Source organism: Plesiomonas sp. PI-19 (assembly GCF_021368255.1).
In the GTDB taxonomy this organism is placed as follows: Bacteria; Pseudomonadota; Gammaproteobacteria; order Enterobacterales; family CAMTGL01; genus Plesiomonas; species Plesiomonas shigelloides.
Genome location: NZ_JAJNMQ010000001.1, coordinates 3,361,904 through 3,384,982 on the forward strand (window position 1 = coordinate 3,361,904; position 23,079 = coordinate 3,384,982).

The window sequence follows — 23,079 nt, forward strand, 5'->3', positions numbered from 1 at the left end:
GCCCAACATCCTTTTGTGGGAGGACGAGCAAAGCGTGAGCAAAATGGCATTTTTGTTGGCCGCGCTGCCTGTACGGCCGTACCAAGATGACGCGGTGGGAGAAAACCCGACAAAGCGGATGGGCAGCTTCGGCGGATCACGGTAGACTGAAAAGACCAAGAGTGAACGATTTGCATCATGACCAAAGTAGATAAACCGATTATGGGTGTTCGCGCCGAACAAAAAGAACGTACCCGCCGTGCATTGATTGATGCGGCTTTCAGCCAGCTCAGTGTCGAGCGCAGTTTTTCCAGCCTCAGTTTGCGCGAAGTGGCGCGTGAAGCCGGCATTGCGCCGACCTCGTTTTATCGCCATTTTCGTGACATGGATGAGCTGGGGCTGACCATGGTGGACGAAAGCGGTCTGATGCTGCGTCAGCTGATGCGTCAGGCGCGTCAGCGCATTGCCACCGGCGGCAGTGTGGTGCGCACTTCGGTGGAAACCTTTATGGAGTTTATCTGCAACAGCCCGAACGTCTTTCGCTTGTTATTACGAGAACGTTCCGGGACCTCGGCTGCATTTCGTGCGGCAGTGGCGCGCGAAATTCAGCACTTTATTGCCGAGCTGTCGGAATACATTGTGCAGCACACCAAGATGCCGATTCCGTTTGCCAATGCGCAGGCCGAGGCGATGGTGACCTTGGTATTTACCGCCGGCGCGGATGCGCTGGACATGGATGAGCATCACCGCGATTTGCTGGAAGAGCGTTTGGTACTGCAATTGCGCATGATCGCTAAAGGTGCATACTGGTATCGTAAGGAGCAGGAAAAGCGTGCTGCCGCACAGTAAGCCTGCTACCAATTACGCTATGCTAAGTAGGCAAAAGAACGCATAACGCGGATGCCGAAGAAAAAGCCGAAGAGAAAATAGGGTAGAACAATGAACGAGCAAACTCAGAAGAAAGAACTGAAACCGTTGCTTTTTGCGTTACTGACCGGATTTTGCGGCAATGCGTCAGTGGGCGTTCTGTTTAACAGCCATGTGACCTTTAGCCTGTTTCCGCTGATTGCGCTGGGCTTGTCCGTGTATTGCCTGTATCAGCGTTATGTAGCGGCGCCGCTGCAAAATGAGACCCCGCTGCTGAGTGGCTTGAGCTTCCTGTTCGGCGTGCTGGCCTATTCCGTGGTGGTGCGGGTTGAGCATCCGCAGATTGGCTCGAACTTTGTCCCGCTGATGCTGTGCATGGCACTGCTGTTCTGGATTTTGTACAAGATGGGTTTGATTAACCGTAAAAAATAAGCGCTGTGACACGTTCTGCTGAACTTACGCGCGCATACCAGTGAATCATCAATTGAGAAAATGCCGGCATCTGCCGGCATTTTTTTATCGGGTTTTTATTGTTGTGGTTAAAAGGCCGCGCTTTATGCTGCGCTACGGCGCACCAACAGCACCCCACTTTCCATATGATGGGTATACGGGAACTGATCAAACAGGGCCAAACGTTGGATCTCATGGGTTTGGCTCAGTACGCGCAGGTTATCGCGCAAGGTTTCTGGATTGCAGGAGATATACAAGATCCGCTCATACCCTTGCACCAGCTTCACTGTTTCATCGTCCAGTCCGCTACGCGGTGGGTCGACGAAAATGGTGTTGCACTGATAGCTTTTCAGGTCGATGCCTTTAAGGCGGTTAAATTCACGCACGCCCTGCATCGCTTGGGTAAAGTCTTCCGCCGACATCCGGATAATCTGCACATTATCCAGCTTATTAGCCGCGATATTGAACTGCGCCGCTTCTACTGACGGCTTGGCAATCTCGGTCGCCAGTACGCGGTTGAAGTTGCGTGCTAAGGCCAAAGAGAAATTACCGTTGCCGCAGTACAGCTCCAGCAAATCACCTTGTGCGCCCGCAGTGACATCCACCGCCCAATCCAGCATGTGCATGTTCACGACCGCGTTCGGCTGGGTAAAGCTGTTTTCCACCTGACGGTAGATCATCTCTTTGCCCTTCACCAGCAGGGTTTCGTCTACGTAGTCGTGATCCAGCATGATTTTTTGCTTGGTGGCGCGGCCAATCAATTGCAGGTTAAAGCCTTCACAGCGCAGTGCATCGCGCAGATGACGTGCGTCATGTTGCCACTGCTCATCCAGTTTTTTGTGATACAGCAAAGACACCACCACCTGATTGCTTAAGGTGGACAGGTAGTCAATCTGGAACAGCTTATTGCGTAGCACCGGATTGTGGCGTAGCTGATCCAGTAGCGCTGGCATCAAGCGATTGATCAGCTTACTGGCGGCAGGAAATTGATCCACCCGAATACGCTGTTTGGTCTCTTGATCAAAGACGATGTGGTACAGATCATCACCGTCATGCCAGATCCGAAACTCTGCCCGCATGCGATAGTGTTGATGCTCCGAGGCAAACACCTCCGGTGCCGGCGGGGTAAATTCGGCCATCAGCGCCTGCAGGCGCGAGGTTTTCTCCGCTAGCTGCGCATCGTATTGTTCGACGGGTAAAGTACCGGGGGTCATGCTGTATCTCCGAAGACATCTCTATATTAGGAGGGAATTGTAGGCAAACGGGGCTTGAAGTCCAGCCGCGCCGCATTTAGCAATCTAGACATCTAAACTGACAGCCAGTAGTATAGCGCCTCCGGTCTCTACCTGAGTGAAAAGGGAATTTGGTGCAAATCCAAAACTGACGCGCAGCGGTAAGAGGGAACGAAGGTAGCAAGCAGATGAACTGCAGACACTGTTTCTTATGTCGGGTGACACTTTCTCACCCCGCGTAACAATGGGAAGTCGGCTACTGTAGGCAGACAGCCCTCAAGTCCGAAGACCTGCCGGAACTGACGAGCCTGTTGTTATCAGGTACGCCGCGGGATGCGGCCTGCTAACGGCGGCAATTGCTCGATTTGCAAGGCAGATAATTAGATGAATAACCCAACGTTGTTAGCCAGCGCGATTGCGGCTGTGCTGTTTTCTGGTGCGACTTACGCGCAAACTTTCTCCTCCAGCGAAAAAACCACCGCCGATGGCTCACCGATCATTGTGATCACCAGTGCCAACCGTTTTGCTCAGCCCGTCTCTTCAGTGTTGGCACCGGTGGAAGTGGTGACGCAAAAAGAGCTGGCGCGCTGGCAAGTGACCACCGTGACCGAAGCGCTGCGTCGCCTACCAGGGCTGCAGATTGCACAAAACGGTGGCATGGGACAAAAATCCAGTGTGTTTATCCGCGGCACCGAATCCAAGCATGTGCTGATCCTGATTGATGGCATTCGCGTATCACAAGCGGCAGATCTCACCGGCTCGGTGGATTTCAGTCAGATCCCATTAGGTTTGGTACAACGCATCGAATATATTCGCGGCCCTCGCTCCTCGACCTTTGGTGCGGATGCGATTGGCGGGGTGATTAACATCATTACCGGTCGTGAAACGGATGGCGGCACGTTACAAACGAGTTTTGGCAGCAATCGCTATCAGAACTATCAAGGTAGCGTGCGCCAAACCTTAGGCGAGCATACCCGCGTCTCATTGGCGGGCCAATTTGCTGAAACCCGTGGTTATGATGCTGTGGCCGGTTATCCGAATGCCTACTCTGGTGCGGAAACCGATCGCGACGGATTCCGTGGTCGTTTTGGTTGGGCCGCATTGGAGCATGATTTCTCCGAGGCGATGACCGCGTTTGCGCGTACCTCCGTTACCGCAAACCACACCGATTACGATGCGGGCATTCCAGCGCCGGGGGCTACTTACTATCCGAACGAAAGTCGCTTCTATACTCGCCAGTATGATGCTGGGGCGCGTTATCATCAGGATAAGTACTCCTCACAGCTGCTGGGTAGCTACCAAGATACGGATAGCCATAACTTTGGTGCCAACGTGCAGCAGAGCAACGAGCGTCGTGCGCGTTATAACCAGACCTCTTTGCAGTGGATGAACAACTATCAGGTTGGCTATGGTCAAGTGGGCGCAGGTGTTGATTGGTATCGCAACCGCATTGAGCCAGTACAGCAGGGCGCTGATGTCGGCCGTGAGGTGGATAATACCGGTGTGTACCTGACCACTCAGCAGCAAGTGGGGGATTGGACCCTCGAAGGTGCGGTGCGCCAAGATCACAACCAAGACTACGGTGATAACTTTACTTGGCAAGGGGGACTCGGCTGGCGCTTTATTGATAGCACCCAGGCCATTTTGTCCTATGGCACCGCGTTCAAAGCGCCAACCTTAGGGCAACTGTATGGTGCCGGTTACACCGTGGGTAACCCAGATCTGCAACCGGAAACCTCACGCAATCTGGAGCTGGCTTTTAGCGGACAGGTTCAGGCCCTCAACTGGCGTGTATCGGCCTATCGTAACCAGATCGATAACCTGATTGACTACGATGTGAATCAGTATCGAAATATTGAAGCTGCCACTATTAAAGGCATTGAAACGGAAGCCAGCTTCAGTACCGCGGCCTTCATGCATACGCTGTCGTTTGATTACCTTGACCCGACACGCTCTGATGGCAAGCAGTTGCCGCGCCGCGCTAAGCATAATTTCCGCTATGCGCTGGATTTCGCGATTGCCAATACGCAAATCGATGTGGCCTACAACTATGTTGGCAAGCGCTATGACGATTATGCCAATAAGCGTGAGTTGCCAAGCTACAGCCTGTGGGATTTGGCCGCGTCATATCCTATTACGCAAAGCCTGACCGCCCGTGGTAGAATCGCCAACCTGTTTGATAAAAAGTACGAAACTGCGTACGGTTATCCGGCGGCTGAGCGCGCCTACTATCTGACCTTGAGTTATGACTTCTGATGAACATCCGCTGATCCCCCGCGTTCTGATTTTTGATTCGGGCGTCGGCGGTCTTTCCGTGTATCAGGAAATCCGGCAGTTACTGCCGGATTTACCCTATATCTATGCCTTTGATAATGCCTGTTTCCCCTATGGTGAGCAGCCGCAAGAGCTGATTGTAGAGCGCGTACTGCGCACCGTCGCTGCGGTGCATCAGCGTCATCCGCTGTGCATGGCCGTGATTGCCTGCAATACTGCCAGCACCATTAGCTTACCGGCGCTGCGTAAAACCTTCAGTTTCCCCATTGTCGGCGTCGTACCGGCCATTAAACCGGCAGCCGCTGCTACCCGTAATGGTGTGGTCGGGTTGCTGGCTACTCGGGCTACCGTCAAGCGTCCGTATACGCATACCTTAATAAAGCAGTTTGCCAGTACTTGTGATGTGCGCTTGCTTGGTTCTGCGGAGTTGGTACAGCTGGCGGAAGAGAAGATGCAGGGAAAGGAAATCGATAAAGAGCGTCTGCGCGCAGTATTGCAACCGTGGTTAGATGCCAGGCCGTGTCCGGATGTCTGGGTACTGGCGTGCACCCACTTTCCTTTATTAAAAGCCGAGCTACAGCAACTAGCGCCTACTGGTGTGCAACTGATTGATTCCGGGCAAGCAGTCGCGCGCCGGGTAAAAAGCTTGTTCAGTGATGAGTTGCTGGCTGCTGCGCAGGGGCTGCCTGAGCCTAATCGCGCCTATTGCACCCATTGGGATGATAAAACCGCGACCTTAGCCAGCTTGTTTGCCCGTGAAAATCTGGGGCAATTACAGCTACTGCCGGTATAAACGGCAATAATCGCCGCATTATCACTCGGATCGATGTAAAAACACGCGCTTGAACTAAAAGGTCTAATTTATCCTTGCTAAGCGCGCCTAACGCCCTATAATGCGACCCCACTGACACGGCAGCTGTGATGCAAATCACTGATTGACCTGCAGTAATGAATATCGGCTCTTGAGAAAATGCAAAACATTTTCTTGACAGCGAAACAGGATTGCGGAATAATTCACTTCCTGTCGCTGCTTCGGTAGCGAAACGCTCTTTAAAAAGTTAATCAGACAATCTGTGTGGGCACTCGTTTGAGAATGCTGATATCCAAAAGATATTAAGTTAAACGAGTGACTGAACAATTTATTTGCCAGTTTATTCGAGCGACAAACTTTAAATTGAAGAGTTTGATCATGGCTCAGATTGAACGCTGGCGGCAGGCCTAACACATGCAAGTCGAGCGGTAACACAGAGGAGCTTGCTCCTTGGGTGACGAGCGGCGGACGGGTGAGTAATGCCTGGGGATCTGCCCGATAGAGGGGGATAACTACGGGAAACTGTAGCTAATACCGCATAACGTCTACGGACCAAAGTGGGGGCTCTTCGGACCTCATGCTATCGGATGAACCCAGGTGGGATTAGCTAGTTGGTGAGGTAATGGCTCACCAAGGCGACGATCTCTAACTGGTTTGAGAGAATGACCAGTCACACTGGAACTGAGACACGGTCCAGACTCCTACGGGAGGCAGCAGTGGGGAATATTGCACAATGGGCGCAAGCCTGATGCAGCCATGCCGCGTGTGTGAAGAAGGCCTTCGGGTTGTAAAGCACTTTCAGCGGGGAGGAAGGGTCACTAGTTAATACCTAGTGGCATTGACGTTACTCGCAGAAGAAGCACCGGCTAACTCCGTGCCAGCAGCCGCGGTAATACGGAGGGTGCAAGCGTTAATCGGAATTACTGGGCGTAAAGCGCACGCAGGCGGTTTGTTAAGTCAGATGTGAAATCCCCGAGCTCAACTTGGGAACTGCATTTGAAACTGGCAAGCTAGAGTCTTGTAGAGGGGGGTAGAATTCCAGGTGTAGCGGTGAAATGCGTAGAGATCTGGAGGAATACCGGTGGCGAAGGCGGCCCCCTGGACAAAGACTGACGCTCAGGTGCGAAAGCGTGGGGAGCAAACAGGATTAGATACCCTGGTAGTCCACGCTGTAAACGATGTCGATTTGGAGGTTGTGCCCTTGAGGCGTGGCTTCCGGAGCTAACGCGTTAAATCGACCGCCTGGGGAGTACGGCCGCAAGGTTAAAACTCAAATGAATTGACGGGGGCCCGCACAAGCGGTGGAGCATGTGGTTTAATTCGATGCAACGCGAAGAACCTTACCTACTCTTGACATCCAGAGAACTTTCCAGAGATGGATTGGTGCCTTCGGGAACTCTGAGACAGGTGCTGCATGGCTGTCGTCAGCTCGTGTTGTGAAATGTTGGGTTAAGTCCCGCAACGAGCGCAACCCTTATCCTTTGTTGCCAGCGATTCGGTCGGGAACTCAAAGGAGACTGCCGGTGATAAACCGGAGGAAGGTGGGGATGACGTCAAGTCATCATGGCCCTTACGAGTAGGGCTACACACGTGCTACAATGGCATATACAAAGGGCGGCAAGCTAGCGATAGTGAGCGAATCCCATAAAGTATGTCGTAGTCCGGATTGGAGTCTGCAACTCGACTCCATGAAGTCGGAATCGCTAGTAATCGCGGATCAGAATGCCGCGGTGAATACGTTCCCGGGCCTTGTACACACCGCCCGTCACACCATGGGAGTGGGTTGCAAAAGAAGTAGGTAGCTTAACCTTCGGGAGGGCGCTTACCACTTTGTGATTCATGACTGGGGTGAAGTCGTAACAAGGTAACCGTAGGGGAACCTGCGGTTGGATCACCTCCTTACCTGAGATATTTGGCGCTTAAGCTGAGTGTTCACACAGATTGTTTGATGTATCTTCGGATGCACAACTGCTCTTTAAAAATTTGAAAACAAGCTGAAAAATAACTGAAGTTCTTGAGAACAAGCGACTTGAGAAACTGGCAACGACCAGTTTAGTGACTGACATTCAGCCCGACATTATTTTGGGTTGTATGGTTAAGTGACTAAGCGTACACGGTGGATGCCTTGGCAGTCAGAGGCGATGAAGGACGTGCTACCCTGCGAAAAGGGTTGGTGAGCTGGGATGGAGCGCTATAGCCAACCATGTCCGAATGGGGAAACCCACCTAAGATAACTTAGGTATCGTTAAGTGAATCCATAGCTTAACGAGGCGAACCGGGAGAACTGAAACATCTAAGTACCCCGAGGAAAAGAAATCAACCGAGATTCCGTTAGTAGCGGCGAGCGAACGCGGAGCAGCCCAGAGTCTGAATCAGTGGATGCGTTAGTGGAACGGATTGGAAAGTCCGGCGATACAGGGTGATAGCCCCGTACACGAAGACGCATTGCTGTGAGCTCGATGAGTAGGACGGGACACGTGGTATCCTGTTTGAAGATGGGGGGACCATCCTCCAAGGCTAAATACTCCTGACTGACCGATAGCGAACCAGTACCGTGAGGGAAAGGCGAAAAGAACCCCTGTGAGGGGAGTGAAATAGAACCTGAAACCGTGTACGTACAAGCAGTGGGAGCACCTTCGTGGTGTGACTGCGTACCTTTTGTATAATGGGTCAGCGACTTACATTTTGTAGCGAGGTTAACCGAATAGGGGAGCCGTAGGGAAACCGAGTCTTAATAGGGCGAATTAGTTGCAAGGTGTAGACCCGAAACCCGGTGATCTAGCCATGGGCAGGTTGAAGGTTGGGTAACACTAACTGGAGGACCGAACCGACTAATGTTGAAAAATTAGCGGATGACTTGTGGCTGGGGGTGAAAGGCCAATCAAACCGGGAGATAGCTGGTTCTCCCCGAAAGCTATTTAGGTAGCGCCTCGGACGAACACCTACGGGGGTAGAGCACTGTTAAGGCTAGGGGGTCATCCCGACTTACCAACCCTTTGCAAACTCCGAATACCGTAGAGTGCTATCCGGGAGACACACGGCGGGTGCTAACGTCCGTCGTGAAGAGGGAAACAACCCAGACCGCCAGCTAAGGTCCCAAAGTCATGGTTAAGTGGGAAACGATGTGGGAAGGCTTAGACAGCTAGGATGTTGGCTTAGAAGCAGCCATCATTTAAAGAAAGCGTAATAGCTCACTAGTCGAGTCGGCCTGCGCGGAAGATGTAACGGGGCTAAACCATGCACCGAAGCTGCGGCAATGACATTTAGGTGTTATTGGGTAGGGGAGCGTTCTGTAAGCGGTTGAAGGTGTACTGTGAGGTATGCTGGACGTATCAGAAGTGCGAATGCTGACATAAGTAACGATAAAGCGGGTGAAAAGCCCGCTCGCCGGAAGACCAAGGGTTCCTGTTCAACGTTAATCGGAGCAGGGTGAGTCGACCCCTAAGGCGAGGCTGAAAAGCGTAGTCGATGGGAAACGGGTTAATATTCCCGTACTTGTGGTAACTGCGAAGGGGGGACGGAGAAAGTTAGGCTATCCGGGCGACGGTTGTCCCGGTTTAAGCGTGAAGGTGGAGAGACTAGGCAAATCCGGTCTTTCATTAACACTGAGGCGTGATGACGAAGCACTACGGTGCTGAAGTAGCTGATACTACGCTTCCAGGAAAAGCCTCTAAGCATCAGGTTACCAGAAATCGTACCCCAAACCGACACAGGTGGTCAGGTAGAGAATACTCAGGCGCTTGAGAGAACTCGGGTGAAGGAACTAGGCAAAATGGTGCCGTAACTTCGGGAGAAGGCACGCTGATGGTAGGTGAAGTCCCTCGCGGATGGAGCTGAAATCAGTCGAAGATACCAGCTGGCTGCAACTGTTTATTAAAAACACAGCACTGTGCAAACACGAAAGTGGACGTATACGGTGTGACGCCTGCCCGGTGCCGGAAGGTTAATTGATGGGGTTAGCGAAAGCGAAGCTCTTGATCGAAGCCCCGGTAAACGGCGGCCGTAACTATAACGGTCCTAAGGTAGCGAAATTCCTTGTCGGGTAAGTTCCGACCTGCACGAATGGCGTAATGATGGCCAGGCTGTCTCCACCCGAGACTCAGTGAAATTGAAATCGCTGTGAAGATGCAGTGTACCCGCGGCAAGACGGAAAGACCCCGTGAACCTTTACTATAGCTTGACACTGAACATTGAGCCTTGATGTGTAGGATAGGTGGGAGGCATTGAAACGTGAACGCCAGTTTGCGTGGAGCCGACCTTGAAATACCACCCTTTAATGTTTGATGTTCTAACGTTGTCCCGTAATCCGGGATACGGACAGTGTCTGGTGGGTAGTTTGACTGGGGCGGTCTCCTCCTAAAGAGTAACGGAGGAGCACGAAGGTTAGCTAAGCATGGTCGGACATCATGCGGTTAGTGCAAAGGCAGAAGCTAGCTTAACTGCGAGACGGACAGGTCGAGCAGATACGAAAGTAGGTCTTAGTGATCCGGTGGTTCTGAATGGAAGGGCCATCGCTCAACGGATAAAAGGTACTCCGGGGATAACAGGCTGATACCGCCCAAGAGTTCATATCGACGGCGGTGTTTGGCACCTCGATGTCGGCTCATCACATCCTGGGGCTGAAGTTGGTCCCAAGGGTATGGCTGTTCGCCATTTAAAGTGGTACGCGAGCTGGGTTTAGAACGTCGTGAGACAGTTCGGTCCCTATCTGTCGTGGGCGTTGGATGATTGAGGGGGGCTGCTCCTAGTACGAGAGGACCGGAGTGGACGCATCTCTGGTGTTCCGGTTGTCACGCCAGTGGCATTGCCGGGTAGCTAAATGCGGAAGAGATAAGCGCTGAAAGCATCTAAGCGCGAAACTTGCCCCGAGATGAGTCATCCCTGAGGCTTAAAGCCTCCTAAAGGGTTGTTGGAGACTACGACGTAGATAGGCAGGGTGTGTAAGCGTAGCGATACGTTGAGCTAACCTGTACTAATTGCCCGTGAGGCTTAACCATACAACGCCAAAGTGATGTTGGATGAATGAAGTCACGAGTTACTTGTTCAAAGAACAATACATCAGTTATTTAGCTTGTTTTTAGATTTTAACTCTGGCGCGAGACACAAGTAGTGTACGCGATAGAGAAACAGAATTTGCCTGGCGGCGATAGCGCGGTGGTCCCACCTGACCCCATGCCGAACTCAGAAGTGAAACGCCGTAGCGCCGATGGTAGTGTGGGGTCTCCCCATGCGAGAGTAGGGAACTGCCAGGCATCAAATAAGTGAGAAGCCCATCCTAACGGATGGGCTTTTTTCGTTTTTAGGTTTTGTATTTTCGTCTTCCTTCCCTGTATTTTTCCTTATTTATCTTTTGCTTTTCTTACCTTCCCCACGTGTTTTTCTGTTCCGGCTATTCTTCTCGACTATGCGGATTCTTTTTCTATCCCTCAGCGCTCATTTATTTTGCTCATTTCTCTTACTTAGATAGCCCATATTCGCAAATTTCCTCGTAAAACGAGCCATCTTGAACTGCAGAATCAACTTAAGCGGCAAATAAAAAACCCGCCGAAGCGGGTTTTGATAAGGGATGTTAGCGTGTTGCGCTACATGATTAATGCGAGCTGGCTTTCGCTGCGCCAATACCGGTTTGTGAGCGCACAAACTGGGGCAGGAATTTAGCATGCTCTTCTTGTGCCGAGCGTGATTTATCGGTGATGGAGAAGAAGAAGATCCCGATAAACGCGACCGCCATGGAGAACAGTGCCGGATATTCGTACGGGAAAATCGCTTCGGCGTGGCCGAGTACTTTTACCCAGACGGTTGGGCCTAAGATCATTAAGGTGACAGCGGTGATTAAGCCGGCCCAACCACCGATTACAGCACCACGGGTGGTCAGTTTTGACCAGTACATGGACAGGAACAGTACTGGGAAGTTACAGCTGGCGGCGATGGAGAATGCCAGACCTACCATGAAGGCAATATTTTGTTTTTCAAACAAAATTCCCAGCCCAATGGCGACTAAGCCCAGTACTAACGTGGTCAGTTTGGAGACTTTGATCTCTTCAGCTTCGTTCGCTTGCCCTTTATGCAGCACGTTGGCATACAGGTCATGGGAAACCGCAGAGGCACCGGCCAGCGTCAGACCGGCGACCACAGCCAGAATCGTGGCAAAGGCGACTGCGGAGATAAAGCCGAGGAACAAGCTACCGCCGACGGCATCAGCCAGATGGATAGCGGCCATGTTGTTACCGCCAATCAGTGCGCCGGTGGCATCTTTAAATTGCGGATTGGTGCTGACTAACAAAATCGCGCCAAAACCGATGATAAAGGTCAGGATATAGAAGTAACCGATAAAACCGGTGGCGTAGAACACGCTCTTACGTGCTTCTTTCGCATCACTGACGGTAAAGAAACGCATCAAAATATGCGGTAAACCGGCAGTACCAAACATCAATGCCAGACCCAGTGAGATGGCAGAGATAGGATCGGCGACCAGACCGCCCGGGCTCATGATTGCGGTACTCTTTGGATGCACTTTGATCGCTTCGCTGAACAAAGAGGCAAAATCGAAGTTTACGTGCTTGAGTACCATGATGGCCATAAAGCTAGCACCGGAGAGCAGCATAACCGCTTTAATAATCTGCACCCAGGTGGTCGCTAGCATGCCGCCAAACAGTACGTACATCACCATCAACACGCCGACTAAGATCACGGCGACGTGATAGTTCAGACCGAATAACAGCTCGATCAGCTTACCGGCTCCTACCATTTGGGCAATCAGGTATAACGACACGACAACCAGAGAGCCACAGGCCGACAAAATACGTACGTCTTTTTGCTTGAGGCGGTATGAGGCCACATCCGCAAAGGTGTATTTCCCCAAGTTACGCAGACGTTCGGCGATCAGGAACAGGATCAACGGCCAGCCAACCAGAAAGCCGATGGAGTAAATCAGGCCATCATAGCCGGAGGTGTACACCAGTGCGGAAATTCCCAGAAATGAGGCGGCAGACATGTAGTCGCCGGCAATGGCTAACCCGTTTTGAAAGCCGGTGATCCGGCCGCCTGCGGCGTAATAGTCAGATGCGGAGCGGTTACGTTTCGAGGCCCAGTAAGTGATCATCAGTGTTGCGCCAACGAACACCAAGAACATGACAATGGCCGAGACATTGATTGGTTGACGCTGTACGTCGCCGGTAATGGCATCGGCGGCTTGACTGAGCGTCGGTAAACCGAGCGCGGCCAGCAGTAGGATTGGGCGCAGGATCATGATTGCACCTCACGGATAATTTCCTGATTCAGTTGATCAAATTCGCCATTGGCGCGTTTGACATAAATACCCGTTAATACGAACGCGGCGATGATGATGCCCATGCCAATGGGGATCCCGCGAGTGATACTGGATCCTTCACTGATCGGTGCGCCAAGCCAGGTTGGCTCAAAGGCGATCAGTAAAATAAAGCCGAGGTAAAAGCCGAGCATGATGGCTGACAGCAACCAGGCGAAGCGTTGCCGTTTGCTGACCAACTCCTGAAAGCGTGGGTTGCTTTCAATTTTCTGGTAGATGTTATCGTTCATGGTGTTTGCTCTTCTTGTTGTAGGGGGATTGCCCTGCCGAGCGCGGAGGCTATCGACGACAGGGCTGGTCAGTTATTGTGCTTCGGCGTACAGCGCCTGTTTTTGTTCGATTAAGCGCTCAACAACACTTGGATCGGCCAGTGTGGAGGTATCCCCCAAATTACTGGTTTCACCGGCGGCGATTTTGCGCAAGATCCGGCGCATGATTTTGCCGGAGCGGGTTTTGGGGAGCCCATCGGTCCAATGCAGGACATCTGGGGTGGCAATCGGACCAATCTCTTTGCGTACCCAATCACGAACTTCCGCGTGCAGGGCTGTGCTGGGGTTTTCGCCGGCATTCAGGGTGATGTAGGCGTAAATGGCTTGGCCTTTGATGTCATGCGGCACACCTACGACTGCGGCTTCCGCAATTTTTGGATGTGAGACCAGTGCCGATTCAATCTCGGCGGTACCCAAACGGTGGCCGGAAACGTTCAGTACGTCATCGACTCGTCCGGTGATCCAGTAATAGCCATCGGCATCACGGCGCGCACCGTCACCGGTGAAGTACATACCTTTGAAGGTGGAGAAGTAGGTTTGTTCGAAACGGTCATGATCGCCATACAGGGTACGGGCTTGGCCTGGCCATGCATCTAACAGCACCAGATTGCCTTCGCACTCACCATCTTGAATATTGCCCATGTTATCGACGATAGCCGGTTGCACGCCGAAAAACGGACGGGTGGCGGAGCCGGGCTTGAGATCGGTTGCTCCTGGCAATGGGGTGATCAGGATGCCACCGGTTTCGGTTTGCCACCAAGTATCGACAATCGGGCAACGGTTGTCGCCGATGGTACGGGAATACCACTCCCACGCTTCTGGGTTAATGGGCTCACCGACCGAGCCGAGCAGACGCAGACTTTGACGCGACGTGCCTTCTACAGCGGCTGTACCTTTGGCCATCAGAGCGCGGATAGCGGTTGGCGCGGTGTACAGAATATTGACTTGGTGTTTATCCACAATCTGCGCCATGCGGTTGACCGCAGGGTAGTTGGGCACCCCTTCAAACATTAATGTTGTCGCGCCATTGGCCAAGGGGCCATAGACCAGATAGGAGTGGCCAGTGACCCAACCCACATCGGCGGTACACCAGTAAATCTCGTCATGGTGATAGTCAAAGACGTATTTGAAGGTCATCGCGGCATACACCAAGTAACCACCGGTGGTGTGCAGTACGCCTTTGGGCTTGCCGGTGGAGCCGGAGGTGTAGAGGATAAACAGCGGATCTTCGGCATTCATCTCTTCTGGCGGGCAGTCATCGGACGCTTGTTGGGTCAGCGCATCCCACCACAAATCACGGTGTTCGTGCCAAGCGATGGGGTTACCGGTACGGCGGTAAACAATCACTTTTTCCACCGTTTTGACATCTGGATGGGTCAGTGCTTCATCGACATTTTTTTTCAGCGGCACACTGCGACCGGCACGCACGCCTTCGTCGGCGGTGATCACCAGCTTCGCGCCGCAGTCAATGATGCGTCCTGACAGAGCTTCTGGCGAAAACCCACCAAACACGATGGAGTGAATGGCACCAATGCGGGCGCAGGCCAGCATGGCAACTGCGGCTTCGACGACCATCGGCATGTAAATGGTGACCACATCGCCTTTGCGGATCCCTTGTGCTTTCAGGGCGTTGGCAAAGCGGCAGACTTGTTGGTGCAGTTCGCGATAGGTGACTTTTTTGTCTTCGGCTGGGTTGTCGCCTTCCCAGATGATCGCGGTTTGGTCGCCACGCTCGGCTAAGTGCCGATCCAGACAGTTGGCGGCCAAATTCAGGGTGCCATCCTCGAACCAGCGAATGCTGATATGGCCGGAGTCATAGGAGGTATTTTTGACCTGCTGGTATGGACGGATCCAGTCCAGGATTTTGCCTTGCTCACGCCAGAAACTGTCCGGATTGCTCACGGACTGGCGATACAGGGTCTCATAATCCGCACGGGTAACCAGTGCGGTGCGGGCGAACTCGGGAATAACCGGATGGATCTGGACCTGACTCATAACGCTCTCCTTGGCAACATTCACATACTGCGTGTTAATAAAATGTGAACTTAAAGGCGCGCTTAGACAATTAGACTTTGGGATGAGAGATCCGGCTACCGTAGCGCAGGCGCAAGAAAATCAGCGCGGCGGTCAGCGCATCATTCAGCGCATCGTGCTTAGCCAGCAGAGGTAAACCCAGATGACGGCAGATGTTGTCGAGCCCCAAATCGATCAACGCATCCGGTAATTGGTGAAAGACGCGATCGTGATACAGGGTACTGACTTCGATTTGTTGGTGCGGCAAGCTAAAACCGTACAGCTCGCGGCAGTAGCGATTGAGAATATGCGCATCATAACGAATGTGATAACCGACCAAGGGGCGATTGCCGATAAAGGCCAGCAGCTGGGCTAAGGCTTGCTCGATACTGCAGCCTTGCTGCAAATCTTGATGGCGCAGTTGGTGGATCACCACCGAATCGGCCTGCAAACTGGCCGGTGGCGTCAGGCGTAGATTCAGCGATTCGCTGAGTAAAATATGGTTATGCCGGATACGCAGCGCACCGATAGCCACGATTTCGGCGCGCTGGGGATTGAGGCCGGTGGTTTCAAAATCCAGCGCAACCCATTCATCCGGCAGTGGCGGCGCGAACAGTTGTGCATGCTCGCTATATCGGAATCGGTGTTGTAACCACAAGCGCTGCAACAAACCCATGATCGTCAGACCTGAATGGCATAGCGGCGAGCCAGCCACTGTTGAAAAAGATGCACGACCTGAAAGGCATGGCGCAGCAGATCACGCTCGCGATGGCGCAATTGTGCCGGTTGGAGCGCGGTGGAAAGTGAGGTTGCAGTGTGTGGGGATGCCAGCTCTGTGCTCTGTTCGGCCGAGGAGGATGACGCGGCGTGCAGCTGGGCATGCAGGCGTAAACGCAACAGTAAGCGAAAGGCGGCCGCTATATCATCGGCAAAATCGGCCGACAGCACGCTAAGACTGGTGAGCGCTTGCAATCGTTCAAGAGTGTTGTGGCTTTCCAATCCGGCTTCTGCTGCCAGTACGCGTACCCCATGCATCAATGGAAACAGCCCACGCCGTTTGAGATCCACGCCCTGTTCATTGGTGCGCAATTGTCCGAACAGATTCAGCGGCGGTTCAAACATCAACGCGGTGCGGCACAGGCCGGCAGGTAATAAAGGGTAAGTCCGAAATTGTTCATGCAGTGTTTGTTGTACTGGCGTCAGTAAGGTTGCTTCACCGGCAATTGCCTGCATGTCACATAAGATGGCCAGCCACAGCAAATCATCGGCTTGTCCGCGCGCTGCCGCTTGCTGAATGGCCTGTTGCCACGCACTGACTGTTTTAACCCACTGCGGGTTGTTGACCATGACATGGCCAGGACAGGGCGGATAACCGAGTTGGCACAGCGCCGTGGTGAAACGTGCCAGATCGGCCTGCTGGGTTGGCCAATTAAGATCATCGGCGATCACTAGCGCATTGTCTTGATCGGTTTTGAGCAGCTGTTCGCGCCGCCCTTCCGAGCCCAGCACAAACAAGCAAACCTGCGTTTGGATGATTTCGGGGATGGTGAGTGCAAAGGTCTTTTCTATTAATAACTCATTTAAGCCGCTTATCAGCTGGCATAGCACCCGAATATGCACATCGTTATGGTGCAGCGTATTGAGTAGCATCGGCAGCTGGGCACTGATGAGGATTAACTCCTCCAGTGTGCGTGCTCGGCGGATACGCAGCGCGAGTGCGTGGGTATGGGTAGAGAACAGACTCAAAATTTGGGTCAGGTGTAAGATCCCGCACGGTTGCTGCTGCTCATCGACCACCACGATCCGTTTAATGTTATGCCGCATCATACGTTGCATGGCGTTAAACAGCGAATCGCCCAACTGAACTTTTTGTAGCGTTGGGCGCGGCAGTAAAGCGATGGGATCGGTGAGTTGTCGATTCTCCTGCGTGAGGGCTTGCAGCAAGGTGGTGCGGGTCAGGATATACCATTGACCTTGATGCTGGCGCAGGGCGCAGTCTGTTTTACGGGCAAACATCAGCTGGCTGACTGCTTGAAGGGTTTGTTGTTCGTCAACGGTCAGCACTTCACTGAGCATGGCCGGTTGGATCGGTTGTAAGATAAATTCCGCCATACTGGGCGGCAGCGCGGGGTCGTGATCCGGAGAGCGAGCGGTGAGCATCGCGGTAAAGTAATGGCTGAAATCCGGATTGTCGCTGCACAGCTGCTGGAAGATCCGATAGGGCAGCGTAAAGCAGATGGTATCTTCTTCGGCCTGAAAACGGGTCAGGGTATGGGGATCGGGTCGGATAAAGGCGGCGAAAATATCTTCCCCAGTATAGTCGTTGTGCGGCTCGCTATGGGCGGCACTGTATTCGGCCACGCGGCCTTTAAGGATCACATACAGTGATTGTGTATCTAGGAGACGGTCGCTGCGCGTGATTTCGTCACCGGCGCGAAAATAGGTCAGATCCACATGTTGTTGCAGTATCTGTTGCTGCGCGGGGCTGAGTACATCAAAAGGTGGTCGCGCCAAATTGAGAATATCGGTCATGGCATACATCCCTGCAGCAGGTGCCGTTACCACCTGTTGAGGCGGGTAATCCGACACCGGTCAACGGTGAATGTTTTTCAGTTTGAGCAATTTCACCGCAGCTGAATAGGCGACTTTAGTCGCAAAGCTGAGCTGAATCGAAGCAAGCCTTCGCAAAACGTTGCAACCCCAGTAGCGCTTTGTCAGAGTAGCGGTCTTTGTTGGGCGAGTTTATTTTGTGCTAGGAGAGCACCGATGACGCTGTCGTCGCCTTTATGGCTGGGAGTCTACTTTTTTACCTATTTTTTCACCTATGGCATCTATTTACCGTTTTGGTCGCTGTGGCTATCCGGCATCGGCCAGTCTCCAGACAGTATCGGCTTATTGCTGGGCGCGGGGCTGGCGGCGCGTTTCACCGGTAACCTGTGCCTGACACCGCGAGTTAAGCATGCCGGTTTACTGATCCATGCGCTGCGTTTACTCGGCGGGTTGAGTTTGGTGACCGCCGGCGGCTTTGTCTTCGGCCAGCAGCACCTGTGGTGGCTGTTTATAGTGATGGTGCTGTTTAACCTGATCAATGGCCCGCTGATCCCGCTGGGCGATGCGCTGGCAAATACTTGGCAACGTCAGGTGGGGTTGGATTATGGCCGCGCCCGCTTGTGGGGCTCGCTGGCCTTTATTGTCGGTTCGACGTTGATTGGTTGGGTTATTCAGCTCACCGACTATCGCGCCGCATTGTGGGGCTTACTGATTAGCTTAGTGGTGTTGAATCTGTGCTGGTGGATGCGTCCACGTACCGCGCCGGCTGATGTGGCGACGCGCCACGGTAGCCAAGTCAGTTTCGCGGATGTTTTACAATCGTCCAATGTCGTGCGTTTTATGCTCTGCGTAACTTTGCTGCAAGGCTCGCACGCAGCCTATTACGCATTTAGCACTATCTATTGGAGTTCGTTGGGATACAGCACGGCGACCATCAGTATGTTGTGGTCGATTGGTGTGGTGGCCGAAATCTTAGTGTTTGCCTTCTCCGGTCGAGTGGTCAGCAGTTGGGCGATTCGTACTTTGCTGCTGATTTCCGCCATCGGCGTGTTTATCCGCTGGGGCATGCTGGCTGAAGTACAAAGCTTGGGCGCACTGATTTTGGTGCAATTGATGCACGGCATTACGTTTGCCTTATGTCACGTGGCGTCAATTCGGTTTATCCGCGAGCAGCCCGAGAGCCATACGATCCGTTTGCAGGCCATTTATGCTGCGCTGGTTACCGGTGGTGGTATTGCGGTGATGACGGTCATCTCCGGTTATCTGTATGAAAGTCTGGGCAGTAACGTCTTCTGGTGCATGGCCTTGTTGGCTATTCCGGCGATAATGCTTCGCCCGTCACGTGGGTAAGTAAAAGCGATTGTTGTCCTGCCGAAACCCCGCCACAATGGCGGGGTTTGTTATTGATATGTTGCAGGATGCGCAATGCAGGGATGGGGCGTCATACTGGTCACGCTGGGTTGGCTCGGCGTGCTGTTTCTGGTGGCTTGGCTAGGTGACCGCTTCTACCGCGGTAATACGGCTTGGCGACCGTGGGTGTACAGCTTTTCCATCGCCGTGTACTGCACGTCGTGGACCTTCTTCGGTACGGTCGGGCAGGCCAGTCGCGATTTGTGGTCTTTTATTCCTATCTATCTTGGCCCCATTTTGGTGTTTGTGTTTGGTTGGCGCTTATTGGGGCGCATGATCCTGATTGCAAAACGCGAACACATCACCTCGATTGCTGATTTTATTGCTGCTCGTTACGGCAAAGCGCAGACCATTGGCGTGTTGGTCACCTTGATTTGTGTGGCTGGCGTGCTGCCTTATATCGCTTTGCAACTCAAAGCCATCAGCAGCGGTTTAACCATTTTAGCGCCGGATCTGATTGCGCGAGCTAGCCTCAGCGATCGGCAGCTCTCCTTGTTGGTGGGTATTGCACTGAGCTTGTTCGCTATCTTGTTTGGCACTCGACATATTGATGCTACCGAGCACCATCGTGGCGTGGTCTTGGCTATTGCGTTTGAATCGCTGGTCAAGTTGGTGGCCTTCCTTGGTGTAGGGGCTGGTATTGTCTGGTTAGCCGCCAAGCAAGAGATTGCTTGGCAGTGGCCGACAGTGACTCAGAGCCTGCCGACCAATTTCAGCAGTTTTGCGATCCATCTGTTGTTGGCCGTTAGCGCCGTGATTTGCTTGCCACGCCAGTTTCATACCACGGTGGTGGAAAACAGCCATCCGCAAGATTTGCATGTGGCACGCTGGGTGTTCCCGTTGTATTTGTTGTTGATGAGTCTGTTTGTGGTGCCGATTGCCTTGATTGGCGCCGCAGTGTTGCCCGGGCAAGTGGCGGCCGATACTTACGTCATCAATCTGCCACTGGCATTTGGTCATTCCGGTTTGGCGTTGCTGGCCTTTTTGGGCGGCGCGTCGGCGGCGGCGGGGATGGTGATCGTATCGAGCATTGCGCTGGCTATCATGGTCAGCAATGACCTGATTTTGCCGCTGCTGTTGCGGCAAAAACGTTTTTCCCATCGTAGCTATCATCAGTTTGCTGGTTTACTGCTGAATGTCCGCCGCTTGACCATTGCCGTACTGTTTTTACTGGCTTGGCTGTGCTACCTCACCATTGATCCCATTCCGGCGTTGGCGGAAATTGGCTATTTATCGCTATCGGCCGTGGCGCAGTTTATGCCGGCATTGATTGGCGGCCTGTATTGGCGCTTGGGTAACCGCAAAGGGGTGTACGCCGGCTTGTGCAGTGGTTTTTTACTCTGGCTGTTGGCGTTGATGGCACAAACCCAGTTATTAGCCGGTACCGCGGAAACTAACATCTTATTGCGGCTGGTTACACCGCCGGCCATCCCTTATTTAGAGCATCTGTCACTGGCCGATTGGGGCGCATTGCTCAGTTTGCTGGTGAATAGCTGCTTATATATTGCGGTTTCACTGATGACGCGTGCATCACTGAGTGAGCGTTTGCAAGCGGCGGGCTTTACCGGTGTGCCGGTACAAGAAGAAGATACGCAGACTCTGTACCAGAGCCGAGTCTCGGTGGAAGAGTTGGAAACGCTGGTGGCGCGTTTTCTTGGCCAGTTTCGCGCGCGGCGCGCCTTTATGCGTTTTGCCGATCAACATCAGCAAATTTTGACTCCTTCTTCGTTGGCTTCGGCGGATTTGATCCGCCACAGCGAGCGTTTATTAGCTGGGGTGTTTGGGGCCTCCTCAGCACGCTTGGTTTTATCCTCGGCCTTACAAGGACGTGATATGCAGCTGGAAGAGGTGGCCACCATCGTGGATGAAGCCTCCGAGCTGTTTGATTTTTCGCGCACCTTATTACAAGGCGCGATTGAGCACATTGATTTGGGCTTAAGTGTTATAGATAAGCAGTTGCGGCTGGTGGCATGGAACCGGCGTTATCTGGAGCTGTTTAACTTTCCTGTAGGTCTAATTCAAGTTGGCCGCCCAATTGAAGATATTATTCGCTATAACGCGCAGCAAGGGTTATGTGGCTCTGGGGATGTTGAAACCCAAGTGCGTCGACGAGTCGCGCATATGCAGCAAGGCACTTCACATCGCTCGGCCCGCCGCCGCAGCGATGGGCGGGTTATCGAGCTGCAAGGTAATCCGATGCCCGGCGGCGGCTTTGTCATGAGTTTTACCGATATCACCCCATTCATCGAAGCGGAAAATGCCCTGTTGGAGGCCAACGAAACACTGGAAGCGCGGGTGCAAGATCGTACTCGCGAGCTGACCTTACTCAATCAGCAGCTGGTGGCGGCGACCCAAGCGGCGCATCAAGCCGCGCACTCCAAAAGTCGTTTTCTGGCTGCCGTTAGCCATGACTTGATGCAGCCACTGAATGCCGCCAAGTTATTCAACGCATCTTTATTAGAGATTTTACCGGCCGGTGAAGCACGGCGCTTGGCGGCGCAAGTGGAAGAGGCAATGACCTCCGCCGAAGAGCTGATCAGTGATTTGCTGGATATGTCGCGCATTGAGGCCGGTAAACTGAGCGTTCGGCGCACCGATTTTAATCTGTTTGATGTGCTGGATAACCTGCGCAGTGAATTCACCATTTTGGCGCAAGCGCAGCAGATGCGTTTAGAGGTGGTGGATACGCAGATGTGGGTTAACAGTGATAAAAAGCTTTTGCGCCGCATTTTACAAAACTTTCTCACCAATGCTTTTCGTTACGCGCCCTGTGGTCGGGTGGTCTTGGGCTGTCGTCGCCAAGGCAAAGATGTGTGGATCCAAGTCTGGGATAACGGGCAAGGGATCCCGCCTGATAAAGTGGAGATCATCTTCGAAGAGTTCTCCCGTTTGGATCACAGCCGAACCGCCAAAGAAAATGGACTGGGCTTAGGCTTAGCGATTGCCAAAGGGATGGCCAGCGTATTGGAACACGGCATCACCGTGCACTCCGAGTTGGGTAAGGGGTCGGTATTCAGTATTCGAGTGCCGCGGATCCGCCAATTACTGCCCGCAGCCACTGTCGTCGGTCGTCAACCAACCGAGCAAATGCCACTGCCTGAATTTCAAGGCATGCGTATTTTGTGCGTTGATAATGAGGTCAGCATTTTAGATGCGCTCCAAGCGCTATTAAGCCGCTGGGGATGTGAAGTGCGTTTGGCCGAAGATCTGCACCAAGTCCAAGCGTTACTACAAAGTGGCTGGCAGCCGCAGGTGATCCTGACCGATTACCATCTGGCGGAAAACTTAAGCGGGTTAGATGTACTACACCACATCAACGCCCAGTTTCCGGTTCGCTGTGGTGCCGTCTTAAGTGCCGATCGCTCACAACAGGTATTAACGGCTGTACAGCAAGCGGGTTATCCATTTTTGGCCAAACCGCTTAAACCCCTTAAATTGCGTCTTCTGCTCAACAGCTTTTATCAACAGAGCTTTCACCAATCGAGCGATCTGCGATGATCTGGCTACTTAACACTGTGCATACTCAGCATGATCGGATGGTGTTTGGGAGATCGCAGACAAAAAAGCGAAGCAATAAAAGATCTTATTGGAGAGGGAAGAGAGTGTGTGTCGGTTAAAAAAGATCCAAAACACAGCGTAAAAGGCCTGAACTAGAGGGGAAAGGATCTATCTTGCTGTTTATTTGTGCAAACGCATCATAAATCGAAGATTTCTACTTGCGAAGATCCGTAGCATCCCTATAATGCGACCCCACTGACACGGCAGCAGTGATGCAAATCACAGTGGTCGGTGGTCAACGAAACAACGCAGTTGAGCATGATAAAAAATGCTTGACGGCACAACAGGAAAGCGGAATAATACGCGTCCTGTCGCTAAGGGTGAAGCCCGAAGCGAAAC

At 52.8% G+C, this 23,079-nt stretch carries 12 protein-coding genes, 3 rRNA genes and 1 riboswitch; of the genes, 9 read left to right on the forward strand and 6 right to left on the reverse strand.

Annotated elements, in window-relative coordinates; translation table 11 throughout:
* Nucleotides 1–201 precede the first annotated feature (201 nt).
* Nucleotides 202–828, forward strand: a complete 627-nt coding sequence (fabR, locus tag LQ901_RS14930) for an HTH-type transcriptional repressor FabR (protein WP_010864843.1) — start codon at nucleotides 202–204, stop codon at nucleotides 826–828.
* 90 nt (nucleotides 829–918) lie between these two features.
* A complete protein-coding gene (locus LQ901_RS14935) occupies nucleotides 919–1,278 on the forward strand; it encodes a YijD family membrane protein (protein ID WP_010864842.1) in 360 nt (119 codons plus the stop codon).
* 122 nt (nucleotides 1,279–1,400) lie between these two features.
* Here LQ901_RS14935 and trmA read toward each other — a convergent pair whose 3' ends face one another.
* On the reverse strand, nucleotides 1,401–2,510 hold the full coding sequence (trmA, locus tag LQ901_RS14940; RefSeq protein WP_047709338.1) for a tRNA (uridine(54)-C5)-methyltransferase TrmA: 1,110 nt from the start codon (nucleotides 2,508–2,510) through the stop codon (nucleotides 1,401–1,403).
* A gap of 105 nt (nucleotides 2,511–2,615) precedes the next feature.
* A riboswitch (cobalamin riboswitch) is annotated at nucleotides 2,616–2,841 on the forward strand.
* Nucleotides 2,842–2,912: 71 nt separating this feature from the next.
* Here trmA and btuB point away from each other — a divergent pair.
* From btuB to rrf, 5 genes are all read left to right on the forward strand, one after another.
* On the forward strand, nucleotides 2,913–4,784 hold the full coding sequence (gene btuB / locus LQ901_RS14945; protein ID WP_233672371.1) for a TonB-dependent vitamin B12 receptor: 1,872 nt from the start codon (nucleotides 2,913–2,915) through the stop codon (nucleotides 4,782–4,784).
* Nucleotides 4,774–5,595, forward strand: coding sequence for a glutamate racemase (gene murI / locus LQ901_RS14950; RefSeq protein ID WP_064978271.1), 822 nt, complete (start codon nucleotides 4,774–4,776; stop codon nucleotides 5,593–5,595). Before btuB ends, murI begins: the two co-directional genes overlap by 11 nt.
* Before the next feature lie 378 nt (nucleotides 5,596–5,973).
* A 16S ribosomal RNA gene (locus tag LQ901_RS14955) occupies nucleotides 5,974–7,515 on the forward strand.
* A gap of 191 nt (nucleotides 7,516–7,706) precedes the next feature.
* Nucleotides 7,707–10,610 (forward strand): 23S ribosomal RNA (locus tag LQ901_RS14960).
* A gap of 139 nt (nucleotides 10,611–10,749) precedes the next feature.
* Nucleotides 10,750–10,865 (forward strand): 5S ribosomal RNA (rrf, locus tag LQ901_RS14965).
* Together the 16S, 23S and 5S rRNA genes form the textbook arrangement of a ribosomal RNA operon.
* A 338-nt stretch (nucleotides 10,866–11,203) precedes the next feature.
* Here the strand turns inward: rrf and LQ901_RS14970 are convergent.
* From LQ901_RS14970 to LQ901_RS14990, 5 genes are all read right to left on the reverse strand, one after another.
* On the reverse strand, nucleotides 11,204–12,862 hold the full coding sequence (locus LQ901_RS14970) for a cation acetate symporter (protein ID WP_047707603.1): 1,659 nt from the start codon (nucleotides 12,860–12,862) through the stop codon (nucleotides 11,204–11,206).
* A complete protein-coding gene (locus LQ901_RS14975) occupies nucleotides 12,859–13,170 on the reverse strand; it encodes a DUF485 domain-containing protein (protein WP_010864837.1) in 312 nt (103 codons plus the stop codon). The genes LQ901_RS14970 and LQ901_RS14975 overlap by 4 nt, the downstream gene beginning before the upstream one ends.
* Nucleotides 13,171–13,242: 72 nt before the next feature.
* Nucleotides 13,243–15,204, reverse strand: a complete 1,962-nt coding sequence (acs, locus tag LQ901_RS14980; protein ID WP_010864836.1) for an acetate--CoA ligase — start codon at nucleotides 15,202–15,204, stop codon at nucleotides 13,243–13,245.
* Nucleotides 15,205–15,274: 70 nt separating this feature from the next.
* Nucleotides 15,275–15,898, reverse strand: a complete 624-nt coding sequence (locus tag LQ901_RS14985) for a 3'-5' exonuclease (protein WP_233672372.1) — start codon at nucleotides 15,896–15,898, stop codon at nucleotides 15,275–15,277.
* A gap of 5 nt (nucleotides 15,899–15,903) precedes the next feature.
* Nucleotides 15,904–17,754, reverse strand: a complete 1,851-nt coding sequence (locus LQ901_RS14990) for a DUF294 nucleotidyltransferase-like domain-containing protein (RefSeq protein WP_233672373.1) — start codon at nucleotides 17,752–17,754, stop codon at nucleotides 15,904–15,906.
* Nucleotides 17,755–17,988: 234 nt separating this feature from the next.
* Here LQ901_RS14990 and LQ901_RS14995 point away from each other — a divergent pair, with 234 nt between their 5' ends.
* Entirely contained in the window at nucleotides 17,989–19,122 is a 1,134-nt protein-coding gene (locus LQ901_RS14995; protein WP_233672374.1) for a 3-phenylpropionate MFS transporter, read from the forward strand.
* Nucleotides 19,123–19,197: 75 nt separating this feature from the next.
* Nucleotides 19,198–22,680 carry a PAS domain-containing hybrid sensor histidine kinase/response regulator gene (locus tag LQ901_RS15000; protein WP_233672375.1) on the forward strand — a complete coding sequence of 1,161 codons (3,483 nt, stop codon included), beginning with the start codon at nucleotides 19,198–19,200 and terminating at the stop codon, nucleotides 22,678–22,680.
* Nucleotides 22,681–23,079: the final 399 nt, after the last annotated feature.

What these genes read in the sequence shown, in the direction of transcription:
- LQ901_RS14975 (WP_010864837.1), bottom strand. Translation starts at nt 13,170, where the DNA reads ATGAACGATAACATCTACCAGAAAATTGAAAGCAACCCACGCTTTCAG.
- LQ901_RS14995 (WP_233672374.1), top strand. Translation starts at nt 17,989, where the DNA reads ATGACGCTGTCGTCGCCTTTATGGCTGGGAGTCTACTTTTTTACCTAT.
- LQ901_RS14970 (WP_047707603.1), bottom strand. Translation starts at nt 12,862, where the DNA reads ATGATCCTGCGCCCAATCCTACTGCTGGCCGCGCTCGGTTTACCGACG.
- LQ901_RS14985 (WP_233672372.1), bottom strand. Translation starts at nt 15,898, where the DNA reads ATGGGTTTGTTGCAGCGCTTGTGGTTACAACACCGATTCCGATATAGC.
- trmA (WP_047709338.1), bottom strand. Translation starts at nt 2,510, where the DNA reads ATGACCCCCGGTACTTTACCCGTCGAACAATACGATGCGCAGCTAGCG.
- LQ901_RS14935 (WP_010864842.1), top strand. Translation starts at nt 919, where the DNA reads ATGAACGAGCAAACTCAGAAGAAAGAACTGAAACCGTTGCTTTTTGCG.
- LQ901_RS14990 (WP_233672373.1), bottom strand. Translation starts at nt 17,754, where the DNA reads ATGACCGATATTCTCAATTTGGCGCGACCACCTTTTGATGTACTCAGC.
- murI (WP_064978271.1), top strand. Translation starts at nt 4,774, where the DNA reads ATGACTTCTGATGAACATCCGCTGATCCCCCGCGTTCTGATTTTTGAT.
- acs (WP_010864836.1), bottom strand. Translation starts at nt 15,204, where the DNA reads ATGAGTCAGGTCCAGATCCATCCGGTTATTCCCGAGTTCGCCCGCACC.
- btuB (WP_233672371.1), top strand. Translation starts at nt 2,913, where the DNA reads ATGAATAACCCAACGTTGTTAGCCAGCGCGATTGCGGCTGTGCTGTTT.
- fabR (WP_010864843.1), top strand. Translation starts at nt 202, where the DNA reads ATGGGTGTTCGCGCCGAACAAAAAGAACGTACCCGCCGTGCATTGATT.
- LQ901_RS15000 (WP_233672375.1), top strand. Translation starts at nt 19,198, where the DNA reads ATGCAGGGATGGGGCGTCATACTGGTCACGCTGGGTTGGCTCGGCGTG.